This is a genomic window from Streptomyces angustmyceticus, assembly GCF_019933235.1.
Lineage (GTDB): Bacteria > Actinomycetota > Actinomycetes > Streptomycetales > Streptomycetaceae > Streptomyces > Streptomyces angustmyceticus.
This window is the reverse complement of the sequence record NZ_CP082945.1, coordinates 3,908,173-3,930,983: the sequence shown is the minus strand read 5'-3', so window position 1 is coordinate 3,930,983 and position 22,811 is coordinate 3,908,173. Positions and strand designations below refer to the sequence as shown.

Below are 22,811 nucleotides of genomic sequence, written 5' to 3'. Positions count from 1 at the left end.
CCGCGGTCACGTACCCCCCGGCAGAAATGGCTGAGACCCATAGGAGATAATTGCTTGTGAATGTGAACGCGTTCACAAGCGCGTCCCTGTATGGCCCACTTTATGTGGTGCATATGGGGCATTGCCGTAGTGCAACGGCGACGTAAGGAGCACGGCATGGAACTGGCGATGGCGCCAGAGACTCTGGCGCGATGGCAATTCGGCATCACCACCGTCTACCACTTCCTGTTCGTCCCCCTGACGATCTCCCTCGCCGCTCTGGTGGCCGGACTCGAGACCGCATGGGTACGCACGGCGAAGCAGAAGTACCTCAAGGCCACCAAGTTCTGGGGCAAGCTGTTTCTGATCAACATCGCGATGGGTGTCGTCACCGGCATCGTCCAGGAGTTCCAGTTCGGCATGAACTGGTCCGCCTACTCGCGGTTCGTCGGTGACGTCTTCGGCGCCCCGCTGGCCTTCGAGGCGCTGATCGCGTTCTTCTTCGAGTCCACCTTCATCGGGCTGTGGATCTTCGGCTGGGACAAGCTGCCGAAGAAGATCCACTGCTTCTGCATGTGGATGGTCTCGATCGGCACGATCCTGTCGGCGTACTTCATCCTCGCGGCGAACTCCTGGATGCAGCACCCGGTCGGCTACAAGTACAACGCCGCGAACGGCCGGGCCGAGCTGACCGACTTCTGGAAGGTGCTGACCCAGGACACCACCCTGGTCGTCGCCTTCCACACGCTGACCGCGGCCTTCCTGACCGGCGCCGCGTTCATGGTCGGTATCGCCGCCTTCCACCTGATGCGCAAGAAGCACATCAAGGTGATGCGGACGTCGCTGCGGCTCGGGCTGATCACGCTGGTCATCTCGGGCATCCTCACCGCGGTCAGCGGTGACTCGCTCGGCAAGGTCATGTTCAAGCAGCAGCCGATGAAGATGGCCGCGGCCGAGGCGCTGTGGGACAAGGAGGAGCCGGCGCCGTTCTCGGTCTTCGCCTACGGCGATGTCGAGAAGGGCCACAACACGGTCGCCATCGAGATACCCGGCCTGCTGTCCTTCCTCGCGCACAACGACTTCCGCTCGCCGGTCCCCGGCATCAACGACGTCAACAAGGCCGAGCAGCAGAAGTTCGGGCCCGGCGACTACCGGCCCAACATCCCGGTCGCCTACTGGGGCTTCCGCTGGATGATCGGCTTCGGCATGTCGTCCTTCGCCATCGGGCTCGCCGGACTCTGGCTCACCCGTAAGAAGTTCTGGCTGGCGCCGGGGCTGCGTACCGGGGACGAGGAGCCACCGCACCTCGCGCTCACCAAGAACAAGGTGCTCGGCGCCCGCCTCAGCAAGTGGTACTGGTCGCTCGCCTTCGTCACCCTCGGCTTCCCACTGATCGCGAACTCGTGGGGCTGGATCTTCACCGAGATGGGCCGCCAGCCCTGGGCCGTCTACGGCGTGCTGCGCACCTCGGACGCGGTCTCCCCCGGCGTCTCGCAGGGGGAGGTCCTCACCTCGATGATCGTCTTCACCGCGCTCTACGCGATCCTCGCCGTGGTCGAGGTCAAGCTGCTGGTGAAGTACATCAAGGCCGGACCGCAGGAGCTCACCGACTCCGACCTCAACCCGCCCACCAAGATCGGCGGCGACAGCACGGACGCCGACCGGCCGATGGCCTTCTCGTACTAGGAGGCGACTGTGCAACTCCACGACGTCTGGTTCGTCCTCATCGCCGTCCTCTGGACCGGTTACTTCTTCCTCGAAGGATTCGACTTCGGGATCGGCGTCCACACCAAGCTCCTCGCCCGTGACCGGCAGGAGAAGCGCGTACTGATCAACACCATCGGCCCGGTCTGGGACGGCAACGAGGTCTGGCTGATCAGCGCGGCCGGTGCGACGTTCGCGGCCTTCCCCGACTGGTACGCCACCCTGTTCTCCGGTTTCTACCTGCCGCTGCTGCTGATCCTCGTGTGTCTGATCGTGCGCGGGGTCGCCTTCGAGTACCGCCACAAGCGGACCGAGGAGTACTGGCAGCGGAACTGGGAGACCGCGATCTTCTGGACCTCGCTGCTGTCCGCGGTGCTGTGGGGCGTGGTGTTCGGCAACATCGTGCACGGCGTCAAGATCGACGCGCACAAGGAGTACGTGGGCAGCGTGCTCGACCTGCTGAACCCGTACGCGGTCCTGGGCGGCCTGGTCACGCTGACGCTGTTCACCTTCCACGGCGCGGTGTTCGCCTCGCTCAAGACGACGGGCGACATCCGGGAGCGGGCGCGCAGGCTGGCGACCGTCCTCGGAGTGCTCACCCTGGTGCCGACGGTCGGCTTCCTCGGCTGGACCCAGGCCGACAAGGGCGACGCCCTCAGCCTGGCCGCCGTGATCGTGGTGGTGGTCGCGCTGGTCGCGGCGCTCGGGGCCAACCGGCTCGGCCGTGAGGGCTGGGCGTTCGCGTTCTCCGGTCTCGCCATCGTGGCCACGGTCGCGATGCTGTTCCTGACGCTCTTCCCGAACGTCATGCCGTCGACGCTGAACGAGAGCTGGAGCCTCACGGTCGGCAACGCCTCGTCCAGCCCCTACACCCTGAAGATCATCACCTGGTGCGCCGGTTTCGCCACACCGCTGGTGATGCTCTACCAAGGGTGGACGTACTGGGTGTTCCGCAAGCGCATCGGCACCCAGCACATCGCCGATGCCCACTAGCTGAGCCGCCGCCTTCCCGGCGGCCTCGGCAGGACGGATGTTTCACGTGAAACCGGTCGACCCGCGTCTGCTCCGCTACGCCCGTGCCACCCGCGGCTTCCTGGTCGCGGTGGTGGTGCTCGGGCTGGCCGGAGCGGGCCTGGTCATCGGCCAGGCGATGCTGATCGCCGAGATCGTCGTCGGGGCGTTCCAGCACCACCTCGATGCCGGCGCCCTGGCGACCCCGCTGGCGTTGCTCGCCGCGATATCCGTCGGGCGCGGCCTGGTTTCCTGGCTCACCGAGCTGGCCGCGCACCGCGCCGGGGCGGCGGCCAAGTCCGAGCTGCGGATGCGGCTGGTCGAGCGGGCGGCGCGGCTGGGGCCCGGTGCGGCGACCGGGCGCACGGGCCCCGGCGGCGAGGGATCCCCCAAGGGCGCGGAAACCGTCGCCGACGCGGGCACCCTGGAAATGCGTACCGGTGAACTCACCACCCTCGCCACTCGCGGCATCGACGCGCTGGACGACTACTTCGCCCGCTATCTGCCGCAGTTGGGGCTGGCCGTCGTCGTCCCCCTAGCGGTGCTCGCCCGGATCGTCACGGGTGACTGGATCTCGGCGCTCACCATCGTCCTCACCCTCCCGCTGATCCCGCTGTTCATGGTCCTGATCGGCTGGGCCACCCAGGCGCGGATGGACCGGCAGTGGCGGCTGCTCGCCCGGCTCTCGGGCCACTTCCTCGATGTCGTCGAGGGCCTGCCGACCCTCAAGGTCTTCGGCCGGGCCAAGGCCCAGGCCGCCTCCATCCGCGCCATCACCGGCGCCTACCGCCGGGCGACGCTGCGCACCCTGCGGATCGCCTTCCTCTCCTCCTTCGCCCTCGAACTCCTCGCCACGATCTCCGTGGCGCTGGTCGCGGTCGGTATCGGTATGCGGCTGGTGCACGGCGAACTCGACCTCTCCACCGGCCTGATGATGCTGGTGCTGGCGCCCGAGGCCTATCTGCCGCTGCGGCAGGTGGGCGCGCAGTACCACGCGGCGGCCGAGGGCCTCGCGGCTGCGGAGGAGGTCTTCGCGGTACTGGAGACGCCGCTGCCGGCGCCCGGCACCGCCGCCGCGCCCGAGGGCACCGCGCTGGCCGTGGAGGACCTGGTGGTCCGCCACCCCGGGCGGAGCGCCGACTCGCTCCCGGCGACCTCGTTCGAGGTCCGGTCCGGCGAGACCGTCGCACTGGTCGGCCCCTCCGGCGCCGGCAAGTCCACCCTGCTGAGCGTGCTGCTCGGCTTCACCGCACCGTACGCGGGCCGGGCCCTCGTCGACGGCCGGGACATCGCGTCCCTCTCCCCCGACAGCTGGCGGCAGCGGATCGCCTGGGTGCCGCAGCACCCGCATCTGTTCGCCGGCACCATCGCCGAGAACGTACGGCTGGCGCGGCCGGACGCGGACGACGCCGCGGTGCGCGCCGCGCTGGGCGACGCGGGCGCGCTGGACTTCGTCGACGCGCTCCCGGACGGCCTGGCGACCCGGCTCGGCGAGTCGGGTGCCGGGCTCTCGGCCGGCCAGCGCCAGCGTCTCGCGCTCGCCCGCGCCTTCCTCGCCGACCGCCCGGTCCTGCTCCTGGACGAGCCCACCGCGAACCTGGACGGCGCGAGCGAGGAGGCGATCGTGGCCGCGGTCCGCCGGCTCGCCGTCGGTCGTACGGTCCTGCTCGTCGTCCACCGGCCGGCGCTGCTGGCGGTGGCGGACCGGGTGGTGCGGCTGCCGGATCCGGCGGGGTCTGTGGATGCGGGGAGCGCCGTGCCGGGTCCGGGCACGGCGGCTTCCGCGGGGCAGGTGGCGGCTGCCGAGACGTCCGCCGAACCGGCCGCTCGCGGCGTGGACTCCGAGGCGGCAGCCGCGGATCCGGCTCCGGAGGAGGACGGCGGGTCCGGCATCCTTCCCACCGGTGCCCGGGGTTCGGCGCTCACCCGGCTGCGGCGGACGGCCCGTGCGCACCGGGTGCAGTTCGCGGTGGCGCTGCTGCTGGGGAGCCTCGCGCTGGGCAGCGCGGTCGGGCTGATGGCGACCTCGGGGTGGCTGATCTCGCGGGCGGCGCAGCAGCCGCCGGTGCTGTATCTGATGGTGGCGGTGACCGCGACCAGGGCGTTCGGCATCGGCCGTGCGGTGTTCCGGTACGCCGAGCGGCTGGTCGCCCATGACGCGGTGTTCCGGATGCTCGCCGAGGTGCGCGTCGCCGTCTTCCGGCGGCTGGAGCGGCTGGCGCCGGCCGGGCTCAAGGAGCGCAGCCGCGGCGATCTGCTGTCGCGGCTGGTGGCCGATGTCGACGCGGGGCAGGACTACTTCCTGCGCTGGCTGCTGCCGGCGGGCGCGGCGGTGCTGGTCGGCGCGGGCACGGTGGGCTTCACCGGGTGGCTGCTGCCGGAGGCCGGGGCGATCCTCGCCGTCGGGCTGCTGCTCGCGGGCGTGGGGGTTCCGGTGCTCTCGGATGCGCTGGCCCGGCGGGCGGAGCGTCAACTGGCGCCCGCCCGGGGGCGGCTCGCGACCCGGGTCGTCGATGTGCTCACCGGCACCGCCGAGTTGACGGTGGCCGGTGCCCTCCCCGCCCGTACGGAAGCGGTGCGGCGCGCCGACCGGGAGCTGACCCGGATCGCCTCCCGTTCGGCCACCGTTGCCGGGACCGGCGCCGGGCTGTCGGCGCTGCTGTGCGGGCTGACCGTCGCCGCGTCGGCGGTGGCCGGGGTCCAGGCGGTGGCGGCGGGCCGGCTGGCGGGCGTGGCGCTGGCCGTGGTCGTGCTCACCCCGCTCGCCGCCTTCGAGGCGGTGGCCGGGCTGCCGCTCGCCGTGCAGTACCGCCGGCGCACCCGGCACGCGGCCGAGCGGGTCTTCGAGGTGCTGGACGCCCCGGTCCCGGTGCGGGAGCCGGCCGATCCGGCCGACGCTCCCGGGACGCCGTTCCCGCTGGCCGTACGGGACCTGACCGCGCGCCACCCGGGAGCGGACCGCCCGGCGCTGGACGGCGTCGGCTTCACCGTGACCGCCGGCCGGCGGCTCGCCGTCGTCGGACCGTCCGGCTCCGGCAAGACCACGCTGGCGCAGGTGCTGCTGCGCTTCCTGGACCAGGAGTCGGGGACGTACCTGCTGGCGGGAACGGACGCCCGGACGGTGGACGGCGACGCGGTCCGGCGGCTGGTGGGGCTGTGCGCACAGGACGCGCACCTCTTCGACAGCTCGCTGCGGGAGAACCTCAAGCTCGCCCGCCGGGACCGGCGCAGCACCCCGGACGACGCCGACGAGGACCTGTGGGACGCGCTGCGCCGCGCGCGGCTCGCCGATTGGGTGCGGGGGCTGCCCGACGGCCTGGACACCATGGTCGGCGAGCACGGTGCCCGGCTGTCCGGCGGTCAGCGGCAACGGCTGGCCCTGGCGCGCGCCCTGCTCGCGGACTTCCCGGTGCTCGTGCTGGACGAGCCCGCCGAGCACCTCGACCTGGCCACCGCCGACGCGCTGACCGCCGATCTGCTGGCCGCGACCGAGGGCCGCACGTCGGTACTGATCACCCACCGGCTCACCGGCCTCGACGCGGTCGACGAGGTGCTGGTCCTGGACGCGGGCCGGGTCGCGCAGCGCGGGACGTACGGGGAGCTGGCCGCGGCCGACGGCCCGTTCCGGCGGATGCTGGAGCGCGAGCGGGCGGTGGACTCGGCGTACGGGGAAGCGCAGCCGGTGGCGCGGGGCGACGCGCAGCCGGTGGCATAGGGCGGCTCGCAGCCCGTGGCGCAGGGCGCGCGGCCGGTCAGCTGCGAGTCGGGGCATCGGCGGGCGGGGCATCGGTGGGGCGAGGCGGCCGCACGGCCGGGCGCCTGTCCCGGCCCGCTGCACGCGACCTTTACGCATACGTGGACTTTCCCAAGAAAACAGCCCTTATTAGGCTCATTGCATGGCAGTCACGGCAGAACCCCCGCCCTCGGACCCCGGGGAACCCGGGAGCGATGCTGCGATCCCCGACCCCATGGACGCCGCGACCGAGGCGACCCGCAGTCTGCAGGGCCTGTCGTCCGAGCTGACCGCCCGGGTGCCGCAGCTGCTGGAGGCGATGCGCACGGTCGGCGCGGGGCTCGACCTGCACGTCACCCTGGACCGGATCGTGGAGACCGCCGCCGAGCTCGCCGATGCCCGCTACGCCGCGATCGGGATCATCGACGACGCCCGCGAGGGGCTGTCGGACTTCGTGACGTACGGCGTGCACCGGGAGCAGCACCAACGGATCGGCGCGCTGCCCGACGGCCACAAGGGCCTGCTCGGCGCGCTCATCCATGATCCCAAGCCGCTGCGCCTGCGCGACCTCACACAGGACCCCCGCTCGGCCGGTTTCCCGGCCGGGCACCCGCCGATGCGGACCTTCCTCGGGGTGCCCGTCCGCGTCCAGGGCGAGATCTTCGGCAACCTCTATCTGACGGAGAAGCGCGGCGGCGGAGAGTTCAGCGAGGAGGACCTGCACATGGTGCGGGTGCTGGCCACCGAGGCCGGTATCGCGATCGGCAACGCCCGGGTGCACGCGGCGACCCGGCAGCGGGAGCGGTGGATCGACGGCTCCGTGGCGGTGACCACCGAACTCCTCGCCGGCAGCGATGTCGACGACGCGCTCGCGGTGGTCGCCGAGCAGGCCCGCAAGCTGGCGGATTCGGCAGCCGGCATCGTGCTGCTGCCCGACGAGGAGGGCGGCCTGGAGATCGTCGCGGTGTCCGCGGACGACCCCGCCGGGATCATGGGGACGCAGATTCCGCCGCACAGCCCGGTCGTCGAGCAACTCCTCGCCGGGGAGCCGGTGTTCGTGCACGACTCGGCCACCGATCCGCGGATGATCACGGATATCGCGTCCCGCTTCGGCCCCAGCATGATGCTGCCGCTCAAGAGCGGCGGACGGGTGCTCGGCACCCTCGCGGTCCCGCGGTCCAGGGGCGCCCGCCCGTTCACCGACGCCGAGCGGACGCTCGCCATCCAGTTCGCGGCCCAGGCCGCACTGGCGCTGGTCCTGGCGGACGCACAGCGCGACCGCGAGCGCCTCGCGGTCTACGAGGACCGCGACCGGATCGCCCGTGACCTGCACGATCTCGTCATTCAGCGGCTCTTCGCGACGGGCATGATCCTGGAGAGCGCCCAGCGCAGGACGATCGTGCCGGAGGTGGCCCAGGGCGTCGGCAAGGCCGTCGACGAGCTGGACGTCACCATCCAGGAGATCCGCACCGCGATCTTCGCCCTGCAGCAGGGCCCGGCCGAGGCGCCGTCCGGGCTGCGGACCCGGGTGCTGCGGGAGATCGGCACCGCCGCCGTGCCGCTCGGCTTCCAGCCGTCGGCCGGTTTCATCGGGCCGGTCGACTCCCGGGTCGGCGAGCTGACCGGCAAGAACCTGATCGCCGCGCTGCGCGAGGCGCTGTCGAACGCCTTCCGGCACGCCCAGGCGTCCCGGATCGAGGTCGTCGTCGACGCCACGATCCGGCTCCCGGACGGCGTCGACGGCGTCCGGCTGACCGTCGCCGACGACGGCGTCGGCATCGCGGACGGGGGGCGCCGCAGCGGCCTCAAGAACCTCGCCCAGCGCGCGGAGTCGCTGGGTGGCTCCAGCTCGTTCGGCCCGGGGCTGGGGGAGAACGGCACGGGGACGACGGTGCGGTGGGAGGCGCCGCTGTGAGGGGGCGGGGCCGGCGCGTGCGGTGAGACCAGGCGTCGCCGCCGTCTCCTCCGCGCTACCGCTCGTCCCGTGGTGCGCCGTCGTGCAGGATCCGCTCGATGACGGCCGCGACGCCGTCGTCGTTGTTGGACGCGGTACGGCCCGTCGTGGCGGCCAGCACGTCCGGGTGCGCGTTGGCCATGGCGTACGAGGTGCCCGCCCAGGTCAGCATCTCTATGTCGTTCGGCATGTCGCCGAACGCGACGACCTCCTCCGGGGAGATGCCGCGCTCGGCGCAGCACCGGGCGAGGGTGCCGGCCTTGCTGACGCCGGGGCCGCTGATCTCCAGGAGGGCGGTGGGGCTGGAGCGGGTGAAGGACGCGAGGCCGCCCGCGGTCCTACGGGCCAGCGTGAGGAACGCGTCGGGGTCCATCTCGGGGTGGTGTGCCAGCAGCTTGATCACGGGCTGGTCGGGGAAGGCGGGGCCCTCGGGGCCGGTGGGGCTGTGGGGGCCACGGGGCGGGCCGTCCGGCTCCCGGGCGTCGTCGTGCCGCCCCGCCGTGTGCGGACACAGCGTCGTGACGAAGTCCTCGGCGAGCAGCTTCTCGGCCGGCGCGACGACCGCGGCCGGGTCCAGGAGCAAGGGCGGGTACTGCGGCTCGTAGTGGATGCCGCCGGTGCGCTCGACCGCGAAGGAGGTGCCGGGCGCGGCGCCGCGCAGCGTGTCCACGACCGCGAGCGCGACGCTGCGCTCCAGCGGGCTGACCTCGACGATCCGGCCGCCGCGGTGCAGGTCGACGACCGCGGCGCCGTTCGCGCAGATCGCCAGGCCGTGACCGTGCACATGGTCGCTGACCACGCCCATCCAGCGGGCCGGACGTCCGGTGACGAAGAACACCTCGATGCCGGCCCGCTCCGCGGCGGCCAGCGCGGCGATCGTCCGGTCGGAGACCGTCTTGTCGTCGTGCAGCAGCGTGCCGTCGAGGTCGGTGGCGATCAGCCGGGGCGCAACGGCCGTCTCGGGCGCCCGTGGTGGCGTGGCGGGGGCATCAGTCACGGGGCCATCTTCCCGTATTGCCGCGCACAGGCGTGCGGTGGGTTGCGCGGATGAGCCAGTGGCGGCCGGGCTGGAGGCGTCCGGACGGGGGCCGCGGAGCCGCCGGCGGCACCGAGCGGATCGTGGGTGCCGCCCGGACGCCCGTACGCTCGGGGGTATGCGACTGAGCACCGTGATACTCCCCGTCCACCGTTGGTCCGCAGGCGGACGGGAGGCGTGGCAGCGCGCCGAGGAACTGGGTTTCCACGCCGCGTACACCTATGACCACCTCTCGTGGCGGAGCTTTCGCGACCAGGCCTGGTTCGGCGCCCTCCCGACGCTGACCGCGGCCGCGGCCGCGACCTCCCGCCTGCGGCTGGGCACCCTCGTCACCTCGCCGAACTTCCGGCACCCGGTCACCCTCGCCAAGGAACTGATCTCGCTCGACGACATCAGCGAGGGCCGGGTCACCCTCGGCATCGGCGCCGGCGGCAACGGCTTCGACGCCACCGCGCTGGGCCAGGAGCCCTGGGCGCCGCGGGAACGCGCCGACCGCTTCGCCGAGTTCGTCGGGCTGCTGGACCGACTGCTGTCCCAGGACGTCGTCTCCTACGCCGGCGACCACTACTCCGCGCACGAGGTGCGCAACATCCCCGGCTGTGTGCAGCGCCCGCGGCTGCCGTTCGCCGTGGCCGCCACCGGGCCGCGCGGGCTGCGGCTGGCCGCCCAGTACGGCCAGGCCTGGGTGACGACCGGTGATCCCAAGGTCTCCAACGGGGGCGGGACGTCGGACGAGTCGCGGGACGCGGTCCGCGGGCAGATCGAGCGGCTGGGGAAGGCCTGCGCCGATCAGGGCCGGGAGCTCGCCGACCTGCGGAAGATCATGCTGACCGGCTTCACCCCGGACCGCCCGCTGGACTCCGTGGACGCGTTCGTCGACTTCGCCGGACGCCACGCGGAGCTGGGCATCGACGAGCTGGTCGTCCACTGGCCGATCGCCGACTCGGTCTTCGAGGCGGATGTCGCGGTCTTCGAGCGGATCGCCACGGAGGGGGCGGCGCAGCTCGCCGCCCGTTAGACGGCACACGGCCCGGCGGTCCGATACGGGCCGCCGGTCCTCTCCGCGCCTCCGGTGACGTTACGGCCGCGCCGGCGTGGCCTTCGGACCCGTCGGCGTCGCGGGTGCTCCGCCGCCCGACGCGCCCGACAGTTCTCTGGCCTGGGCTTTACCCCACATATAGCCCTCAAGAGGGAGAATCGGGACAGCGGCGCAGTGTGCGACCGCGCGGCGTCGTGGGAGGACGGCGCGCGAGCGGTGGGCGCACTGCGCGAACTGCGGCGCTTGCGGAGGAGCCATGGCACAGACCCGATTCGCCCCGGACCGCGGGCTCACCACGCGCATGGTCACCACGATGTTCTTCATCGGGCTGCTGTACGTCGTGGTCGTCGGCGTGCTGGTGGTGCTGCTCAAGGGCGCGTGGGTGGTGGTGCTGCTGATCTCGGGTGCCCTGTTCGTCGCGCAGTTCTGGTTCAGCGACCGGATCGCGGCGTTCAGCATGGGCGCGCGCGAGGTCACCCCGGAGCAGGCACCCGAGCTGCACGGCGCCGTCGACCGGCTGTGCGCGCTGGCCGACATGCCCAAGCCGCGGGTCGCGATCGCCGAGTCGGACGTGCCGAACGCCTTCGCCACCGGACGCGGCCAGAAGAACTCCCTGGTGTGCGCCACCACGGGGCTGCTCAGGCGGCTGGAGCCGGAGGAGCTGGAAGGGGTGCTGGCCCACGAGCTCTCGCATGTCGCGCACCGCGATGTCGCGGTGATGACCATCGCGTCCTTCCTCGGCGTACTGGCCGGGATCATCACCCGGGCCGCCCTGTGGAGCGGCATCGGCCGCAACAACCGGGACCAGAACGCGGCCATCGCGGTGCTCGTTGTGACCGCGGTGAGCGTGGTCGTCTACGCGATCAGCTTCCTGCTGACCCGGCTGCTGTCCCGTTACCGCGAGCTGTCCGCCGACCGGGCCGCCGCGCTGCTGACCGGCCGCCCCTCGGCGCTGGCCGCCGCACTCACCAAGGTCACCGGCCAGATCGCCCGGATCCCGACCGAGGACCTGCGCAAGGCCCAGCCGTTCAACGCCTTCTACTTCGCCCCGGCGTTCAACAAGGAGAGCTTCAGCCGGCTGCTGTCCTCGCACCCGACGCTGGAACAGCGGCTGGACCAACTGGCCAGGATTTCCGCGCAGCTGGGCCGGGCGTGAGGGACCGGGCGGCCAGGGTGCGCGTGATGCCAGGGCGGGTGTGGTGACGGGGGCGGGAGTGACGACCGTCCTCGTAGGGCCGGACGCGCTGACCGTCCCTCCGGGGCCGGACGAATCGAGCAAGGAGTCAGTCGCGCATGGGATTTCTCGACGCCATCCTCGGCCGCAGCAAACCGGTACGCCCCGACCTCGACCGGCTCTTCGCGCTGCCTTCCGCGGCCGTCACCCTCCAGGCCGCCGCCGGGTTCGAACCCACCGGCCTGGGGTCGGTGTGTTTCGCGAGCGTCGAGGGCGGGACGTTCGCGCGCATCCAGGAGGAGGCCCGGTCCCTGCTGGACGGTTCGGTGGAGTTCACCCAGGACGCGTACGGCTACACCTGGCTGCTCGCGCGGCATGCGCCACAGGACGTGGCGGGCCTGGTCAACGACCTGCACGCGGTCAACTCCTCGCTGGAGGAGGCGGGGTTCGGTCCGCAGCTGCTCTGTTCGCTGGTCGGCTTCCGCGATGAGCGGCAGCGCTCGCTGGCGCTGGTCTACCTCTACAAACGCGGCACGTTCTACCCCTTCTCCCCGAAGGAGGGCGGCGCCGAGCGGCGCGACAACCCGCTCGAACTGGAGGTGCGGGCGATGCTCGGGGACGACCTGACGATCGAGCAGGATCTGTCGCGGTGGTTCCCGGTATGGGGGGCGCCGGGGCTCTGACGCGGCGGCTTCCGGGCCGGACCCTGGGGCCTACGGGGCGGCGCGGGATCGGCCGTCCCCTCTGGGCGCCGTGGAGTCCGCCGGTCCCGTAGGGCGAGGGGGTCAGCCCGGGAAGCGGAGGTATTGCGCCGGTACCCGGCTGGTGAGCCAGACGCCGTTGCCGCTGACCCGGAAGACATGGCCGGCGCGGTGCATCGCCCCGGCGTCGACGGTCAGCACGACGGGCTTGCCGCGCCGCGCACCCACCCGGGTCGCGGTCTCGCGGTCCGGTGAGAGGTGGACGGCATGCCGCGCCATCGGCCGCAGCCCCTCCTCCCGGATGGCGGCCACACTGCGGGCCACCGTGCCGTGGAAGAGCTGGGCAGGGGGGACGGCCGGCGGCAGATCGAGGTCGACTCGGACCGAGTGGCCCTGCTGGGCGCGGATCCGGTCGCCCTCGATGGCGTAGCGCTGCTTGTCGTTGCCGGCGACCACCGCGTCCAACTCCGCCCGGGAGAAGCGGAATCCGTGCCGTGCGGCCGCCGCCATGAGCTCCTCGACGGAAACCCAGCCCTGGGCGTCGAGGGTGATGCCGATCCGCTCCGGTTCATGGCGCAGATACTTCGAGATGCGCACGGAGCGCTTGGTGTCCATGGCTCCAGAGTGCCGCGCGGGGCGTGGGACGGCACCTGAATTGCGGGCGGTCCGGGGAGGCTGCGGGCTTGCGGGGCCGTGGGCCCCGGGGCGCGAGGGCGCTGGGTGTGCAGGGCGTGGGGCGGGGCGGTCGGCGCCTTACGGCCGATGCCCCGCGGGTCTGCGGGTCTGCGGGGCGGCCGGTCTCGGCAGCCGTCGCCCGGCCCGTCACTCCCCTTCCTGCTGCCCTTCTTCGGTGTGCCGCGCCCTGGCGAGTTCGCTCGCCTTCCTCGCCTTTGCGCTGGTCACCTCCTCGGCCGCCCAGCGGGCCCACTCCTCCTGGGTCGCCGAGAGCCGCAGGCCGTACTCCAGCGCGATCCGCCCGTAGACCGAAATCATGTCCTCGTCCCACTCCGTGGTCTCCTCGACGTGCTCGAGCGCGGCGCGGGTCCGTGCGGCGCGTTCGGCCTGATGCAGGAGGAACGTCTGTGCTTCGAGGGGCGTGACGATGCCGAGGAAGAAGACGCGCAGCAAACCGTCATGACGCTGGGGACCGCTGGGCTCGACCGCGGTGAGCCAGTGGCGCAGCTCCGCCAGGCCGTCCTCGGTGATCGCGTACTCCTTGCGCCCGCGGGGGCCCTGTGCGGCGACCTCGACGAGTCCGGCGGTCGTGAGCTTGGTGAGCTCGCCGTACACCTGGCTCTGGGTGGCCGGCCAGACATTCGAGAGCGAGGCGTTGAACAGCTTCATCAGGTCGTAGCCGCTCGCCGGGGATTCGGCCAGCAGACCCAGCACCGCATGTTTCAGGCTCATGGTCGGCACTTTACCTTCCACTGTTGACATGTCAAAGCTGAAGGTTCTATGTTCGACATGTCGAAGTTGGAATGTGCGGCGGTGTGGCGGCTGGTCCCGGTGCCGAGGCGCGCGGTCGTGCAGGAAGAGGGGGAATCATGAACTACCTGCGGAGCTTCATTCCGTGGCTGGTCTTCGCGGCGGTGTCCTCCGCCGGCTGGCAGTGGGGGGCGCTCGCGGGCCTGGTGACAGCGGCGGCGCTGCTCGTCGCCGACCGGGCCGCGGGCCTGTCGCTCGACTACCGGCTGCTGGAGTACGGCACGATCCTGTTCTTCGCCGCGCTGAGCGTGCTGGCCTTCGCCCGTCCCGACAGCGGCCTCCGGATGTACGGCAGTGCTCTGTCGACGGGCTGGCTGGCTCTCATCGCCTGGGTGTCGATCGCCGCGCAGCGCCCCTTCACGATGGCGATCGCGCGGCGGATGGCCCGGCCGGAGGTCTGGCACACCCCGCTGTTCCGCCGCATCAACGTCGTGCTCACGGCGGCGTGGGCACTGTCCTTCACTCTCACCGCGCTCGCCCAGACAGCCGTCTCCGCCTACCACGGCAACGTCATCTATTCGATCGTCATCCAGATAGCCGGATTCGTCCTTCCCATCCGCTTCACCGCCGCCTACCCGGAGCGGGCCCGTGCCCGCTTCATGGGGAACTCCGGCGCGCGGAACGACATCCAGGGAGACATGGCCTCATGACCACCTCATCTCCGACCAACGCCACCGCATCGCGGGTCCCCGTGCCCCATATGGCCGGCAACTTCGCCCCGGTGAAGGACGAGCTGACCGCCTACGACCTCCCGGTCACGGGCACGATCCCGCCCGAACTCACCGGCTGGTTCCTGCGCAACGGCCCCAACCCGCGGGACGCCGCCACCCCGCACTGGTTCTTCGGCGACGGCATGGTCCACGGTCTGCGCCTGGAGGACGGCCGGGCCGTCTCCTACCGCAACCGCTGGGTCCGCACCTCCGCCCTCACCGAGGGCGCGCGGGGGGTGGACGCGCAGGGCCGCCGCGATCTGACGGCAGGCGTGGCCAACACCCACGTCGTCCGCCACGCCGGACGCACTCTCGCCCTGGTCGAGTCGTCGTTCCCCTACGAGATCGACTGCCGCCCCGGCCACGAGCTGGAGACCGTCGGCGTCCATGACTTCGGGGGCCGGCTCACCACCGCCATGACCGCCCACCCCAAGACCTGTCCCACCACCGGCGAGCTGCACTTCTTCGGGTACGGCGGCCCCACCCCGCCCTACCTCACCTACCACCGTGCCGACGCCTCCGGGGAGTTGGTGATCTCCCGCCCCATCGACGTCCCGGGGCACACGATGATGCACGACTTCCACCTCACCGCCGGCCATGTCGTCTTCATGGACCTCCCGGTCGTCTTCGACCGCAGCCACCCCGGCATGCCGTACCGCTGGGACCCGGAGTACGGCGCCCGGCTCGGGGTGCTGCGCCGTGACGACCCCCATGGCGAGGTCCGCTGGCTGCCCATCGACCCCTGCTACGTCTTCCACGCGCTGAACGCCCATGACGAGGGCGACCAGCGGATCGTTCTCCACGTCGCCCGCTACGCCGACTTCGGCGGCAGGACCCCGGCCCACCTCTGGCGCTGGACCCTCGACCTCACGACGGGCACGGTCACCGAGGAACAACTCGACGACCGGTTCTGCGAGTTCCCCAGGGTGGACGACCGGCTCGCCGGACTGCCGGCCCGCTTCGGTCATGCCACCACCGGCGAGCTGCCGGGCACCGGCCCGATACCCGGTTCCCTGCTCCGCTACGACCTGTGGACGGGCGCCGCCGTCCGGCACGACTTCGGTCTGGGGCGCACCCCGGGCGAGGCCGTCTTCGCCCCGGCGGACGACCGGCCGGGAGGCCCGGGCTGGCTGATCACCTACGTCTACGACGCCGCCAAGGACACCAGCGATCTCGTCGTACTCGACGCGGAGGACATATCCGCCGACCCGGTCGCCACGGTCCATCTCCCGCAGCGTGTGCCGTACGGCTTCCACGGCAACTGGCTGCCCGATCCGACTGGTTGAGGCTCTGTGAAGGCGCGGTGGGCCGCGGACTGTCTGGTCCTTGACAACTCAAGAGGGGTGACCGGGGGCGGCGGGCGGGCTGTCGCGGGATGGCAAGTGGCAAGCGGTGCTTGCCTGCTGCGGCCGTGCCTCAGGCGGGCGGCGGATGTGACGTGGGTGGCCGTGGGGCGGGCCGCGTAGGGCCGACGCCCGGGACGGGCATGGCACGGTGTCCGTCGTCGGAGCGGTGTGGTCGCGGCAGTCGGCGGGGCCGCGGTCGGACCAGGACTCGTCGCCACCTTGATGGCCCTGGGCCGCGTTGGTCGCGTCGCCCCGCGGCGCCGTCCCGCCTCAGTCTGACGGCGCCGTCCCGCTTCCACCCGAGGCCAGGGCATCCATGGTGCGGGCCTGCACCTCACGCCGAGCGGCGGCGGCAATGAAGGCGGCCGTGTTCTCCGCGCCCACGAGGGCGCGCACGGCTTGCACCGCCTCGGCGGGCAGCACCACCGTTTCCGGCACCGCACCGGAGCCCGGCGTGGCGCGGGGGTCCGCGACCGGGCCGGGTACGGCCGACGGGGCGACCGGCAACGGCTCTTGGGTGGCGCGAGGGCCGGGCACGCTCCCCGCTCCTGCCTCGGACGGCGTTCCGGCCCCGGCCGACCCGGCCTGCTCCCGCTCGGCGTTGTCCCCTGCCGGCCGCCGCGGGGACCGCGCCTCGACGGACCTCAGCGCCTCCGTCGGTGGGGCCTCTGCCGACGACGTCTCGGCCGGCAGTGCCTCGCTGAGGTGGTGGCGGAGGTACCGGGTGGCCAGAGTGCGCATGGCGCGGGCGAGTTCGGCGTCGATGGTCTGCTGGGCCAGGGGGCGCAGCCGGCGGACGAGGGCGGCGGCCTCCGCGGCTTCGGCCTCGGTGGGCGGGTGGTCCAGGAAGGGCTGGAAGACATGCTCGGTGGTGAAGTCCAGGAAGCGGGCCGCGATGTGCTCGACCTGGCCCCGCACCTCCCGCAGATGACCGGAGATCGCCGGGAGAGGGACGCCGGCGGAGTGCAGTTCGACGGCGACGGCGAGCTCCTGCGGGCTGGGCACGAGGAACTCGCCGCCCTCGCCGGGGATCCGTTCCAGGACGCCCAGTTCGACGGCCTCGGCGATCGCTTCCTCGTCGGAGGTCCCCCCCAAGGCGGCGGCCAGGTCCGGGCGGCTGATGCGGGACGCCACCTCGTCGGTCCACGGCCCGTCGATCTCGGCGACCAGGCCCAGGACCCCGCCGAGATCGAGGCCCGCGTCCCAGGCTTCGAGGAGTTCCTTGATGCTGGCGAGGGTGTAGCCACGGTCGAGCAGCCCGGCGATCTGGCGCAGCCGGGCCAGATGGGCACCCCCGTAGACATTGGCCCGGCCGCGGCGTTCCGGGCGGGGCAGCAGCCCGCGGTCCTGATAGGCGCGGATCGTGCGGACCGTGGCGCCGCTGAGGTGCGCCAGATCCTCGATGCGGTATTCGGCCGTCGGCGGCTGCTCGGTCACGGGGGTGCTCCTTACGACGGGCCGTGCGCTACGAGAGGGCCGCGCGGCCCGTCGCGCCCGTCGTGGCCCGTGCGGCCGGGGAGGACGTCGGACAGGCGACGGCCGTGCGCAGTGACCCTTCCTGCGAGGGATGGTACGGCCGCCGCGGACACCGGGGAATCGCCGCTCCCCGCTCACGCCGACTGGGCAGCAGCCCGGTGCGGACGGCGCGGCGGAACTGGTGGGCGCCTGCCGGTGCTGCTCGCGAGAGCGGCGTCTCCTACCCGTCGGACGGCACTCGGAGCGGCGAGACCCGGCGCGGCGGGACCGGGCGGTGCGCCCTGGCCCGGGAGCCGCACCTCCGGGAGCCGCACCTCCGGGAGCCGCACCTCCCGCCCAAGCTCCCCTCCCCTCCCTTCCCCTCTCCAACTCCCGCACCAAGCTCTCCTCCCCACTGCCCGTCCCCACCTCCCGGCTACAACCGGGGCTCGAAGCGGGCGAGGGCGCGCAGTGCGCGGGGGGTGAAGCGGGACATCAGGTGGGCGCCGCGGGCTTCGGGGGTGACCGGCACCACCGCCTGGTTGCGGACCACCGCACGCAGGATGGCGTCGGCGACCTTCTCCGGCGGGTAGTTGCGCAGCCGGTACATCCGAGCGGCCGTGGCCTGGCGGCGCTTCTCCTCGTCGGCCGGGACACCGGTGAAGCGGGCCGAGGCGGTGATGCCGGTGTTGACCAGTCCTGGGCAGATGGCCGATACGCCGATGCCCTGACCGGCCAGTTCGGCACGCAGGCACTCGCTGAGCATCAGAACGGCCGCCTTGGACGTGCTGTAGGCGGGCAGCACCCTCGACGGCAGGAAGGCGGCGGCCGAGGCGATGTTGACGATATGGCCGCCCTGTCCGCGGTGCGCCATCCGGGTGCCGAAGATCCGGCAGCCGTGGACGACGCCCCACAGGTTGACGTCCAGCACCTTCTTCCAGTCCTCCGTGCTGGTCTGCAGGAAGGGGCCGGACAGCCCGATGCCGGCGTTGTTCACCAGGACGTCGACGGTGCCGTACTCGGCGTCGGCCTTGTCGGCGAGCTTCTCCATCGCCGCCTCGTCCGAGACGTCGACGGCCTCCGCCCAGGCCGCCGGCGCACCGATCAGCCGGGACATCTCGGCGGTGCGCGCCGCGCCCTCGCCGTCCCGGTCGACGGCGATGATCCGCGCGCCGGCCTCGGCGAAGGCGAACGCCGTCGCCCGGCCGATACCGCCGGCCGCACCGGTCACCAGTACCAGCTGGCCGCCGAACCAGTCGGCGTGCGGGCCCGACGCCACGACCCGCTTCGCCGGGTCCCCCTCCTCCTTGGCGGTGACGAACTCGCCGATCCAGGAGACGAGCTGATCGGGGCGGGTGCGCGGTACCCAGTGCTTGGCCGGCAGGGTGCGGCGCACCAGCTGCGGCGCCCACTGCTCCAGGTCGTCGTACAGCCGCGGGGAGAGGAAGGCGTCGCCGGTCGGGGTGATGAGCTGGACCGGACAGTGCGCGTAGGCGTCGGTGCGCGGACGGCGGAGCCGGGGGAGGACGTTGTCGCGGTAGAGCCAGGCGCCGTGGGCGGCGTCGGTCGGCAGGGAGTCGGTCGGGTAGTCGCCGCCCGGTACCTTCTCCATCCGCTGCAGGATCTGCGGCCAGCGCGTGCCGAGCGGGCCCTTCCACGCCAGCTCGGGCAGGACGGGCGTGTGCAGCAGGCCGACGTACCAGGACTTGGCGCTCTGGTTGAGGAGCTGGGCCGCGCGCCGGGGAGTGGGGCGGGCCATGCGCTTCTTGATCCAGTGGCCGAAGTGGTCCAGGGACGGTCCCGACAGGGAGGTGAAGGAGGCGATCCGGCCCTCGGTACGGCGCACCGTGGCGAACTCCCAGGCCTGTACCGAGCCCCAGTCGTGGCCGACCACATGGACCGGGCGGCCGGGGCTGACGGCGTCGGCGACGGCCAGGAAGTCGTCGGTCAGCTTCTCCAGGGTGAAGCCGCCGCGCAGCGGCCGCGGGGCGGTGGACCGGCCGCAGCCCCGGACGTCGTAGAGCACCACATGGAAGCGGTCGGCCAGGCCGCGGGCGACCTCGGACCACACCTCCTTGCTGTCCGGATAGCCGTGCACCAGCATCACCGTGGGCCGTGCAGGATCCCCCAGCTCGGCCACGCACAGCTCGATGCCACCGGTCCGCACCCGGCGCTCCCGCGCCCCGTCGAGCCCCGCACCGCTCCCGGCCCCGGCCCCGGTCCGCTGCACCCGGCCCGGCCGCCGCCGGTCAGCCTCCCGCCGCCGACCCGCCCGCCGGCCAAGCGCCCTGCTCCGCACGGGCCCGCGCACAGGCGAAGGCACCTGCCCCGGCCCTTGCCCCGGCCCCTGCTCCTGCCCGGGCGCCTGCCCCCGCCCCGGCTCCTGTCCCTCGTCCGGACCCTGATCACGTCCCGTGTTCACGCTGCCTTCTCCTCCTGCCAGCGCCGCACATGCGGCAGATCGTCGTCCAGCCAAAAGGCGCTCTCCTGGGGGTCCTTGGAGTCCGTGACGACCAGGAGTTCCTCGAACTTCGCGCCCGTCCCCCGGAACCCGAGGTGGGGTTCGACCGCCCACAGCCCGGGCTGCGGCGGGTGGTCGGAGAAGGTGTAGGGGCTCCACAGCGGGGACCAGCCCTCGCGGTGGCCGTGCAGCGCGTCGGAGGCCAGACCCTTCAGGGCCCGCGTGCCGAACCCGAAGAGGGTCGGGGCCCAGCGGCGCTGCCGGACCCGGTCGACCTTGTGCGCGATGACGCCGAAGGGGTAGGCGCGGTGGCGGTTGGCGTGGCCCTGCCGCGTCATCAGCCGGTCGACGTCCTCGTAGATCTCCCGCAGCGGGCGCCGCTCGCGCACCTCGCACAGGATCAGCTCCCGGTGCGCTTCGAGGTCGGCGAGCAGCCGGTCGTGCACGGGGTTGAGGCCGAGACATCCGGAGTAGCCGATGTCGGCCGTGAAGCCCCGGTGGACCGGTGCCATGTCGAGGATGAAGGGCATCCCCGGCTCCAGCTCGCGGTGGGTCGGGAAGAACTGCAGCGGTACCCGGAAGTTGACGAAGGCGGTGCGGTCGCCGAACCAGGCGAACGGCAGGTGGAACCAGTCCCGCACGCCGCGCTCGTGCAGCCACTCGCGCTGCATCCGTGCCGCCGCCCGCTCGGTGACACCGGGCCTGAGCTGCGCGGCCACCGCCTCCGCGCAGGCGTAGGCGAGCCGCTGGACCTCTCTGAACCCCCGTAGCCCGGCGGTGAGTTCTCCGGCTCGTGGTGAGGTCGCTGAGGTGACTGAGGCCATCGCCAACCGTCCGTCCGTGAGCGGTGCATCGCGGTACGTGCCCGTAACTTGACATGGATGAATGTGACAATGACCGGAGGCTGCGTCAAGAGGGCCGTCGGATCCGCACCGCGACCCCGACGCCATGGCAGCTCGGAGAAGGAGACCCCTACGGGCACGTAATACCGCAGGGGGAGGCACATCCCATCGTCTGGTCTGACGACCGCTGTGGCCGACGCCACTACCGTCGAGGACGTGACTGTGATCGTGACCGAAAGCCTGAGCAAGCGGTTCCCGCGGGTGACCGCCTTGGACCGGCTCTCCCTTGACATCGCCCCCGGCGTAACGGGCCTGGTGGGTGCCAACGGTGCCGGTAAGTCCACCCTGATCAAGATCCTCCTGGGCCTGGCTCCGGCCACCGAAGGGACGGCGCACGTCCTCGGTCTGGACGTGACCAAGGACGGCGCCACCATCCGTGAGCGGGTCGGCTACATGCCCGAGCACGACTGCCTGCCGCCGGACGTCTCGGCCACGGAATTCGTCGTGCACATGGCGCGGATGTCCGGCCTGCCGCCGGCCGCCGCCCGCGAGCGCACCGCGGACACCCTGCGCCACGTCGGCCTCTACGAGGAGCGCTACCGCCCCATCGGCGGCTACTCCACGGGCATGAAGCAGCGGGTGAAGCTGGCGCAGGCGCTGGTCCACGACCCGCAGCTGGTGTTCCTCGACGAGCCCACCAACGGCCTGGACCCGGCCGGGCGGGACGAGATGCTCGGCCTGATCCGCCGTGTGCACACCGATTTCGGGATCTCCGTCCTGGTGACCTCCCACCTCCTCGGTGAGCTGGAGCGGACCTGTGACCACGTCGTCGTCATCGACGGCGGGAAGCTGCTGCGCTCCTCGTCGACCGACGAGTTCACCCAGGTCACCGCCTCGCTGGCGGTCGAGGTCACGGACACCGACGCGCACCCGGACGGCACCCGGGCGCTGCGCGAGGCCCTGACCGCCGCCGGAGCCACGGTGACCACCGGTACGGCCGCCGCGGAGAGTCTCGCCTCCGCCGGGCACCTCCTGTATGTCGAGGCGGCCGGGGAGGAGACCTACGACCTGGTGCGGGACGCCGTCGCCGGTCTCGGGCTCGGCCTGATCCGGATGGAACAGCGCCGGCACCGGATCGCCGAGGTCTTCCGCGAGGCGGACACGGCGGCCGCCACCCCCGCCACCGCAGGCGCCCCGAGCGCCCCGTACGCCACCCAGGACGGAGGCGCCCACGATGTCGCCTGAGCCCACGACGCCCGCGTCCGCGGCGCCGGTATCCGCCGCGCCGGGCGGCGCCTACATCCACAACATCGGCTACCGCCACTACGACGGCCCCCGCCTGGGCCGCGCCTACGCCCGCCGGTCGCTCTTCTCGCAGAGCCTGCGCGGCGCCTACGGTCTGGGCCGTTCGGCCAAGAGCAAGGTGCTGCCGATGCTGCTCTTCGCGGTGATGTGCCTGCCCGCCGCGATCATGGTCGCGGTGGCGGTGGTCACCAAGGCATCCAGCCTCCCCGTCGGCTACTCCCGTTACGCCGTCTACCTCCAGGCCGTCATCGGCCTCTATCTGGCCGCCCAGGCCCCGCAGTCGGTCTCACGGGACCTGCGCTTCAAGTCCATCCCGCTGTACTTCTCCCGGCCCATCGAGCGGGTCGACTACGTGGCGTCGAAGTTCGCGGCGATGGCCAGTGCCCTGTTCATCCTCACCGCCGCCCCGCTGCTGGTCCTCTACGTCGGGGCGCTGCTGGCGAAGCTGGACTTCGGCGACCAGACCAAGGGGCTGGGCCAGGGACTGGTCTCCGTGGTGCTGCTGTCGCTGCTGTTCGCCGGGATAGGACTGGTCGTCTCCGCGGTGACGCCGCGCCGGGGCTTCGGCGTCGCCGCCGTGATCGCCGTGCTCACCATTCCCTACGCCGCCGTGAGCGCCGTCCAGGGGATCGCCTTCGTCCAGGGCAACGAGGCCGCCGTCGGGTGGCTGGGGCTGTTCTCCCCGATCACCCTGATCGACGGGGTGCAGTCGACCCTCCTCGGCGGCACCAGTTCCTTCCCCAACGGCCTGGAGCCGTCGACCGGGGCGGGATTCGTCTACCTCCTCGTCACGCTGGCCGTCATCGTCGGCTGCTACGCCCTGCTGATGCGCCGCTACCGGAAGGCCGGACTGTGACCGCCCCTCGTCGCGGGCTC

At 72.3% G+C, this 22,811-nt stretch carries 17 protein-coding genes and 1 pseudogene; 11 read left to right on the top strand and 7 right to left on the bottom strand.

The window, feature by feature from the left end:
* The first annotated feature begins 156 nt into the window (after positions 1-156).
* The 4 genes from K7396_RS17625 to K7396_RS17610 all read left to right on the top strand — a co-directional run bounded on the left by K7396_RS17625 (position 157) and on the right by K7396_RS17610 (position 8,342).
* Entirely contained in the window at positions 157-1,665 is a 1,509-nt protein-coding gene (locus K7396_RS17625) for a cytochrome ubiquinol oxidase subunit I (protein ID WP_086718913.1), read from the top strand.
* Between the two features lie 9 nt (positions 1,666-1,674).
* Entirely contained in the window at positions 1,675-2,676 is a 1,002-nt protein-coding gene (cydB, locus tag K7396_RS17620) for a cytochrome d ubiquinol oxidase subunit II (protein WP_086718915.1), read from the top strand.
* Positions 2,677-2,713: 37 nt separating this feature from the next.
* Positions 2,714-6,409 carry a thiol reductant ABC exporter subunit CydD gene (gene cydD / locus K7396_RS17615; protein WP_223660058.1) on the top strand — a complete coding sequence of 1,232 codons (3,696 nt, stop codon included), beginning with the start codon at positions 2,714-2,716 and terminating at the stop codon, positions 6,407-6,409.
* 253 nt (positions 6,410-6,662) lie between these two features.
* Positions 6,663-8,342 (top strand): GAF domain-containing sensor histidine kinase, encoded by a 1,680-nt coding sequence (locus K7396_RS17610; protein WP_086718918.1) that lies wholly within the window; start codon positions 6,663-6,665, stop codon positions 8,340-8,342.
* 55 nt (positions 8,343-8,397) lie between these two features.
* Here K7396_RS17610 and K7396_RS17605 read toward each other — a convergent pair whose 3' ends face one another.
* Entirely contained in the window at positions 8,398-9,378 is a 981-nt protein-coding gene (locus K7396_RS17605; protein WP_152104603.1) for an HAD hydrolase family protein, read from the bottom strand.
* Positions 9,379-9,535: 157 nt separating this feature from the next.
* Here K7396_RS17605 and K7396_RS17600 point away from each other — a divergent pair, with 157 nt between their 5' ends.
* The 3 genes from K7396_RS17600 to pspAB all read left to right on the top strand — a co-directional run bounded on the left by K7396_RS17600 (position 9,536) and on the right by pspAB (position 12,313).
* The gene (locus tag K7396_RS17600; RefSeq protein ID WP_086718494.1) at positions 9,536-10,435 is read left to right on the top strand and encodes an LLM class flavin-dependent oxidoreductase; all 900 of its coding nucleotides are present in this window, start codon (positions 9,536-9,538) and stop codon (positions 10,433-10,435) included.
* 277 nt (positions 10,436-10,712) lie between these two features.
* On the top strand, positions 10,713-11,612 hold the full coding sequence (htpX, locus tag K7396_RS17595; protein WP_086718495.1) for a zinc metalloprotease HtpX: 900 nt from the start codon (positions 10,713-10,715) through the stop codon (positions 11,610-11,612).
* A 137-nt stretch (positions 11,613-11,749) separates the two neighbouring features.
* The gene (gene pspAB, locus K7396_RS17590; RefSeq protein ID WP_086718496.1) at positions 11,750-12,313 is read left to right on the top strand and encodes a PspA-associated protein PspAB; all 564 of its coding nucleotides are present in this window, start codon (positions 11,750-11,752) and stop codon (positions 12,311-12,313) included.
* A 102-nt stretch (positions 12,314-12,415) separates the two neighbouring features.
* Here the strand turns inward: pspAB and K7396_RS17585 are convergent, their stop codons facing one another.
* Both K7396_RS17585 and K7396_RS17580 read right to left on the bottom strand, forming a co-directional pair.
* Complete coding sequence (locus tag K7396_RS17585) at positions 12,416-12,946, bottom strand: RNA 2'-phosphotransferase (protein ID WP_086718497.1); 531 nt, start codon at positions 12,944-12,946, stop codon at positions 12,416-12,418.
* 207 nt (positions 12,947-13,153) lie between these two features.
* Positions 13,154-13,738, bottom strand: coding sequence for a PadR family transcriptional regulator (locus K7396_RS17580; protein ID WP_086718501.1), 585 nt, complete (start codon positions 13,736-13,738; stop codon positions 13,154-13,156).
* 137 nt (positions 13,739-13,875) lie between these two features.
* Between K7396_RS17580 and K7396_RS17575 the strand changes: the two genes are divergently transcribed.
* Together K7396_RS17575 and K7396_RS17570 are read left to right on the top strand one after the other, a co-directional pair.
* Positions 13,876-14,466: a DUF3159 domain-containing protein gene (locus tag K7396_RS17575; protein WP_086718498.1), complete on the top strand. Its 591-nt coding sequence runs from the start codon at positions 13,876-13,878 to the stop codon at positions 14,464-14,466.
* Positions 14,463-15,812 (top strand): carotenoid oxygenase family protein, encoded by a 1,350-nt coding sequence (locus tag K7396_RS17570; RefSeq protein WP_086718499.1) that lies wholly within the window; start codon positions 14,463-14,465, stop codon positions 15,810-15,812. Before K7396_RS17575 ends, K7396_RS17570 begins: the two co-directional genes overlap by 4 nt.
* Before the next feature lie 330 nt (positions 15,813-16,142).
* Here K7396_RS17570 and K7396_RS35975 read toward each other — a convergent pair whose 3' ends face one another.
* From K7396_RS35975 to K7396_RS17550, 4 genes and pseudogenes are all read right to left on the bottom strand, one after another.
* On the bottom strand, positions 16,143-17,309 hold the full coding sequence (locus K7396_RS35975; RefSeq protein WP_152104604.1) for a MerR family transcriptional regulator: 1,167 nt from the start codon (positions 17,307-17,309) through the stop codon (positions 16,143-16,145).
* Positions 17,310-17,337: 28 nt separating this feature from the next.
* A pseudogene (locus K7396_RS17560) lies at positions 17,338-17,529 on the bottom strand (metal-dependent hydrolase); the annotation flags it as partial.
* A gap of 234 nt (positions 17,530-17,763) precedes the next feature.
* Positions 17,764-19,557, bottom strand: coding sequence for an SDR family oxidoreductase (locus K7396_RS17555; protein ID WP_086721969.1), 1,794 nt, complete (start codon positions 19,555-19,557; stop codon positions 17,764-17,766).
* 188 nt (positions 19,558-19,745) lie between these two features.
* Entirely contained in the window at positions 19,746-20,612 is an 867-nt protein-coding gene (locus K7396_RS17550) for a M24 family metallopeptidase (protein ID WP_086716058.1), read from the bottom strand.
* A gap of 207 nt (positions 20,613-20,819) precedes the next feature.
* On the opposite strand from K7396_RS17550, the gene K7396_RS17545 reads away from it, so the two are divergent.
* A complete protein-coding gene (locus K7396_RS17545) occupies positions 20,820-21,875 on the top strand; it encodes an ABC transporter ATP-binding protein (RefSeq protein ID WP_086716060.1) in 1,056 nt (351 codons plus the stop codon).
* Positions 21,865-22,791, top strand: coding sequence for an ABC transporter permease (locus tag K7396_RS17540; protein WP_223660055.1), 927 nt, complete (start codon positions 21,865-21,867; stop codon positions 22,789-22,791). Before K7396_RS17545 ends, K7396_RS17540 begins: the two co-directional genes overlap by 11 nt.
* The last annotated feature ends 20 nt before the right edge of the window (positions 22,792-22,811 follow it).

What these genes read in the sequence shown, in the direction of transcription:
- K7396_RS17585 (WP_086718497.1), bottom strand. Translation starts at nt 12,946, where the DNA reads ATGGACACCAAGCGCTCCGTGCGCATCTCGAAGTATCTGCGCCATGAA.
- K7396_RS17600 (WP_086718494.1), top strand. Translation starts at nt 9,536, where the DNA reads ATGCGACTGAGCACCGTGATACTCCCCGTCCACCGTTGGTCCGCAGGC.
- cydD (WP_223660058.1), top strand. Translation starts at nt 2,714, where the DNA reads ATGTTTCACGTGAAACCGGTCGACCCGCGTCTGCTCCGCTACGCCCGT.
- K7396_RS17570 (WP_086718499.1), top strand. Translation starts at nt 14,463, where the DNA reads ATGACCACCTCATCTCCGACCAACGCCACCGCATCGCGGGTCCCCGTG.
- K7396_RS17550 (WP_086716058.1), bottom strand. Translation starts at nt 20,612, where the DNA reads ATGGCCTCAGTCACCTCAGCGACCTCACCACGAGCCGGAGAACTCACC.
- K7396_RS17610 (WP_086718918.1), top strand. Translation starts at nt 6,663, where the DNA reads ATGGACGCCGCGACCGAGGCGACCCGCAGTCTGCAGGGCCTGTCGTCC.
- K7396_RS17575 (WP_086718498.1), top strand. Translation starts at nt 13,876, where the DNA reads ATGAACTACCTGCGGAGCTTCATTCCGTGGCTGGTCTTCGCGGCGGTG.
- K7396_RS17540 (WP_223660055.1), top strand. Translation starts at nt 21,865, where the DNA reads ATGTCGCCTGAGCCCACGACGCCCGCGTCCGCGGCGCCGGTATCCGCC.
- K7396_RS17625 (WP_086718913.1), top strand. Translation starts at nt 157, where the DNA reads ATGGAACTGGCGATGGCGCCAGAGACTCTGGCGCGATGGCAATTCGGC.
- pspAB (WP_086718496.1), top strand. Translation starts at nt 11,750, where the DNA reads ATGGGATTTCTCGACGCCATCCTCGGCCGCAGCAAACCGGTACGCCCC.
- htpX (WP_086718495.1), top strand. Translation starts at nt 10,713, where the DNA reads ATGGCACAGACCCGATTCGCCCCGGACCGCGGGCTCACCACGCGCATG.
- K7396_RS17580 (WP_086718501.1), bottom strand. Translation starts at nt 13,738, where the DNA reads ATGAGCCTGAAACATGCGGTGCTGGGTCTGCTGGCCGAATCCCCGGCG.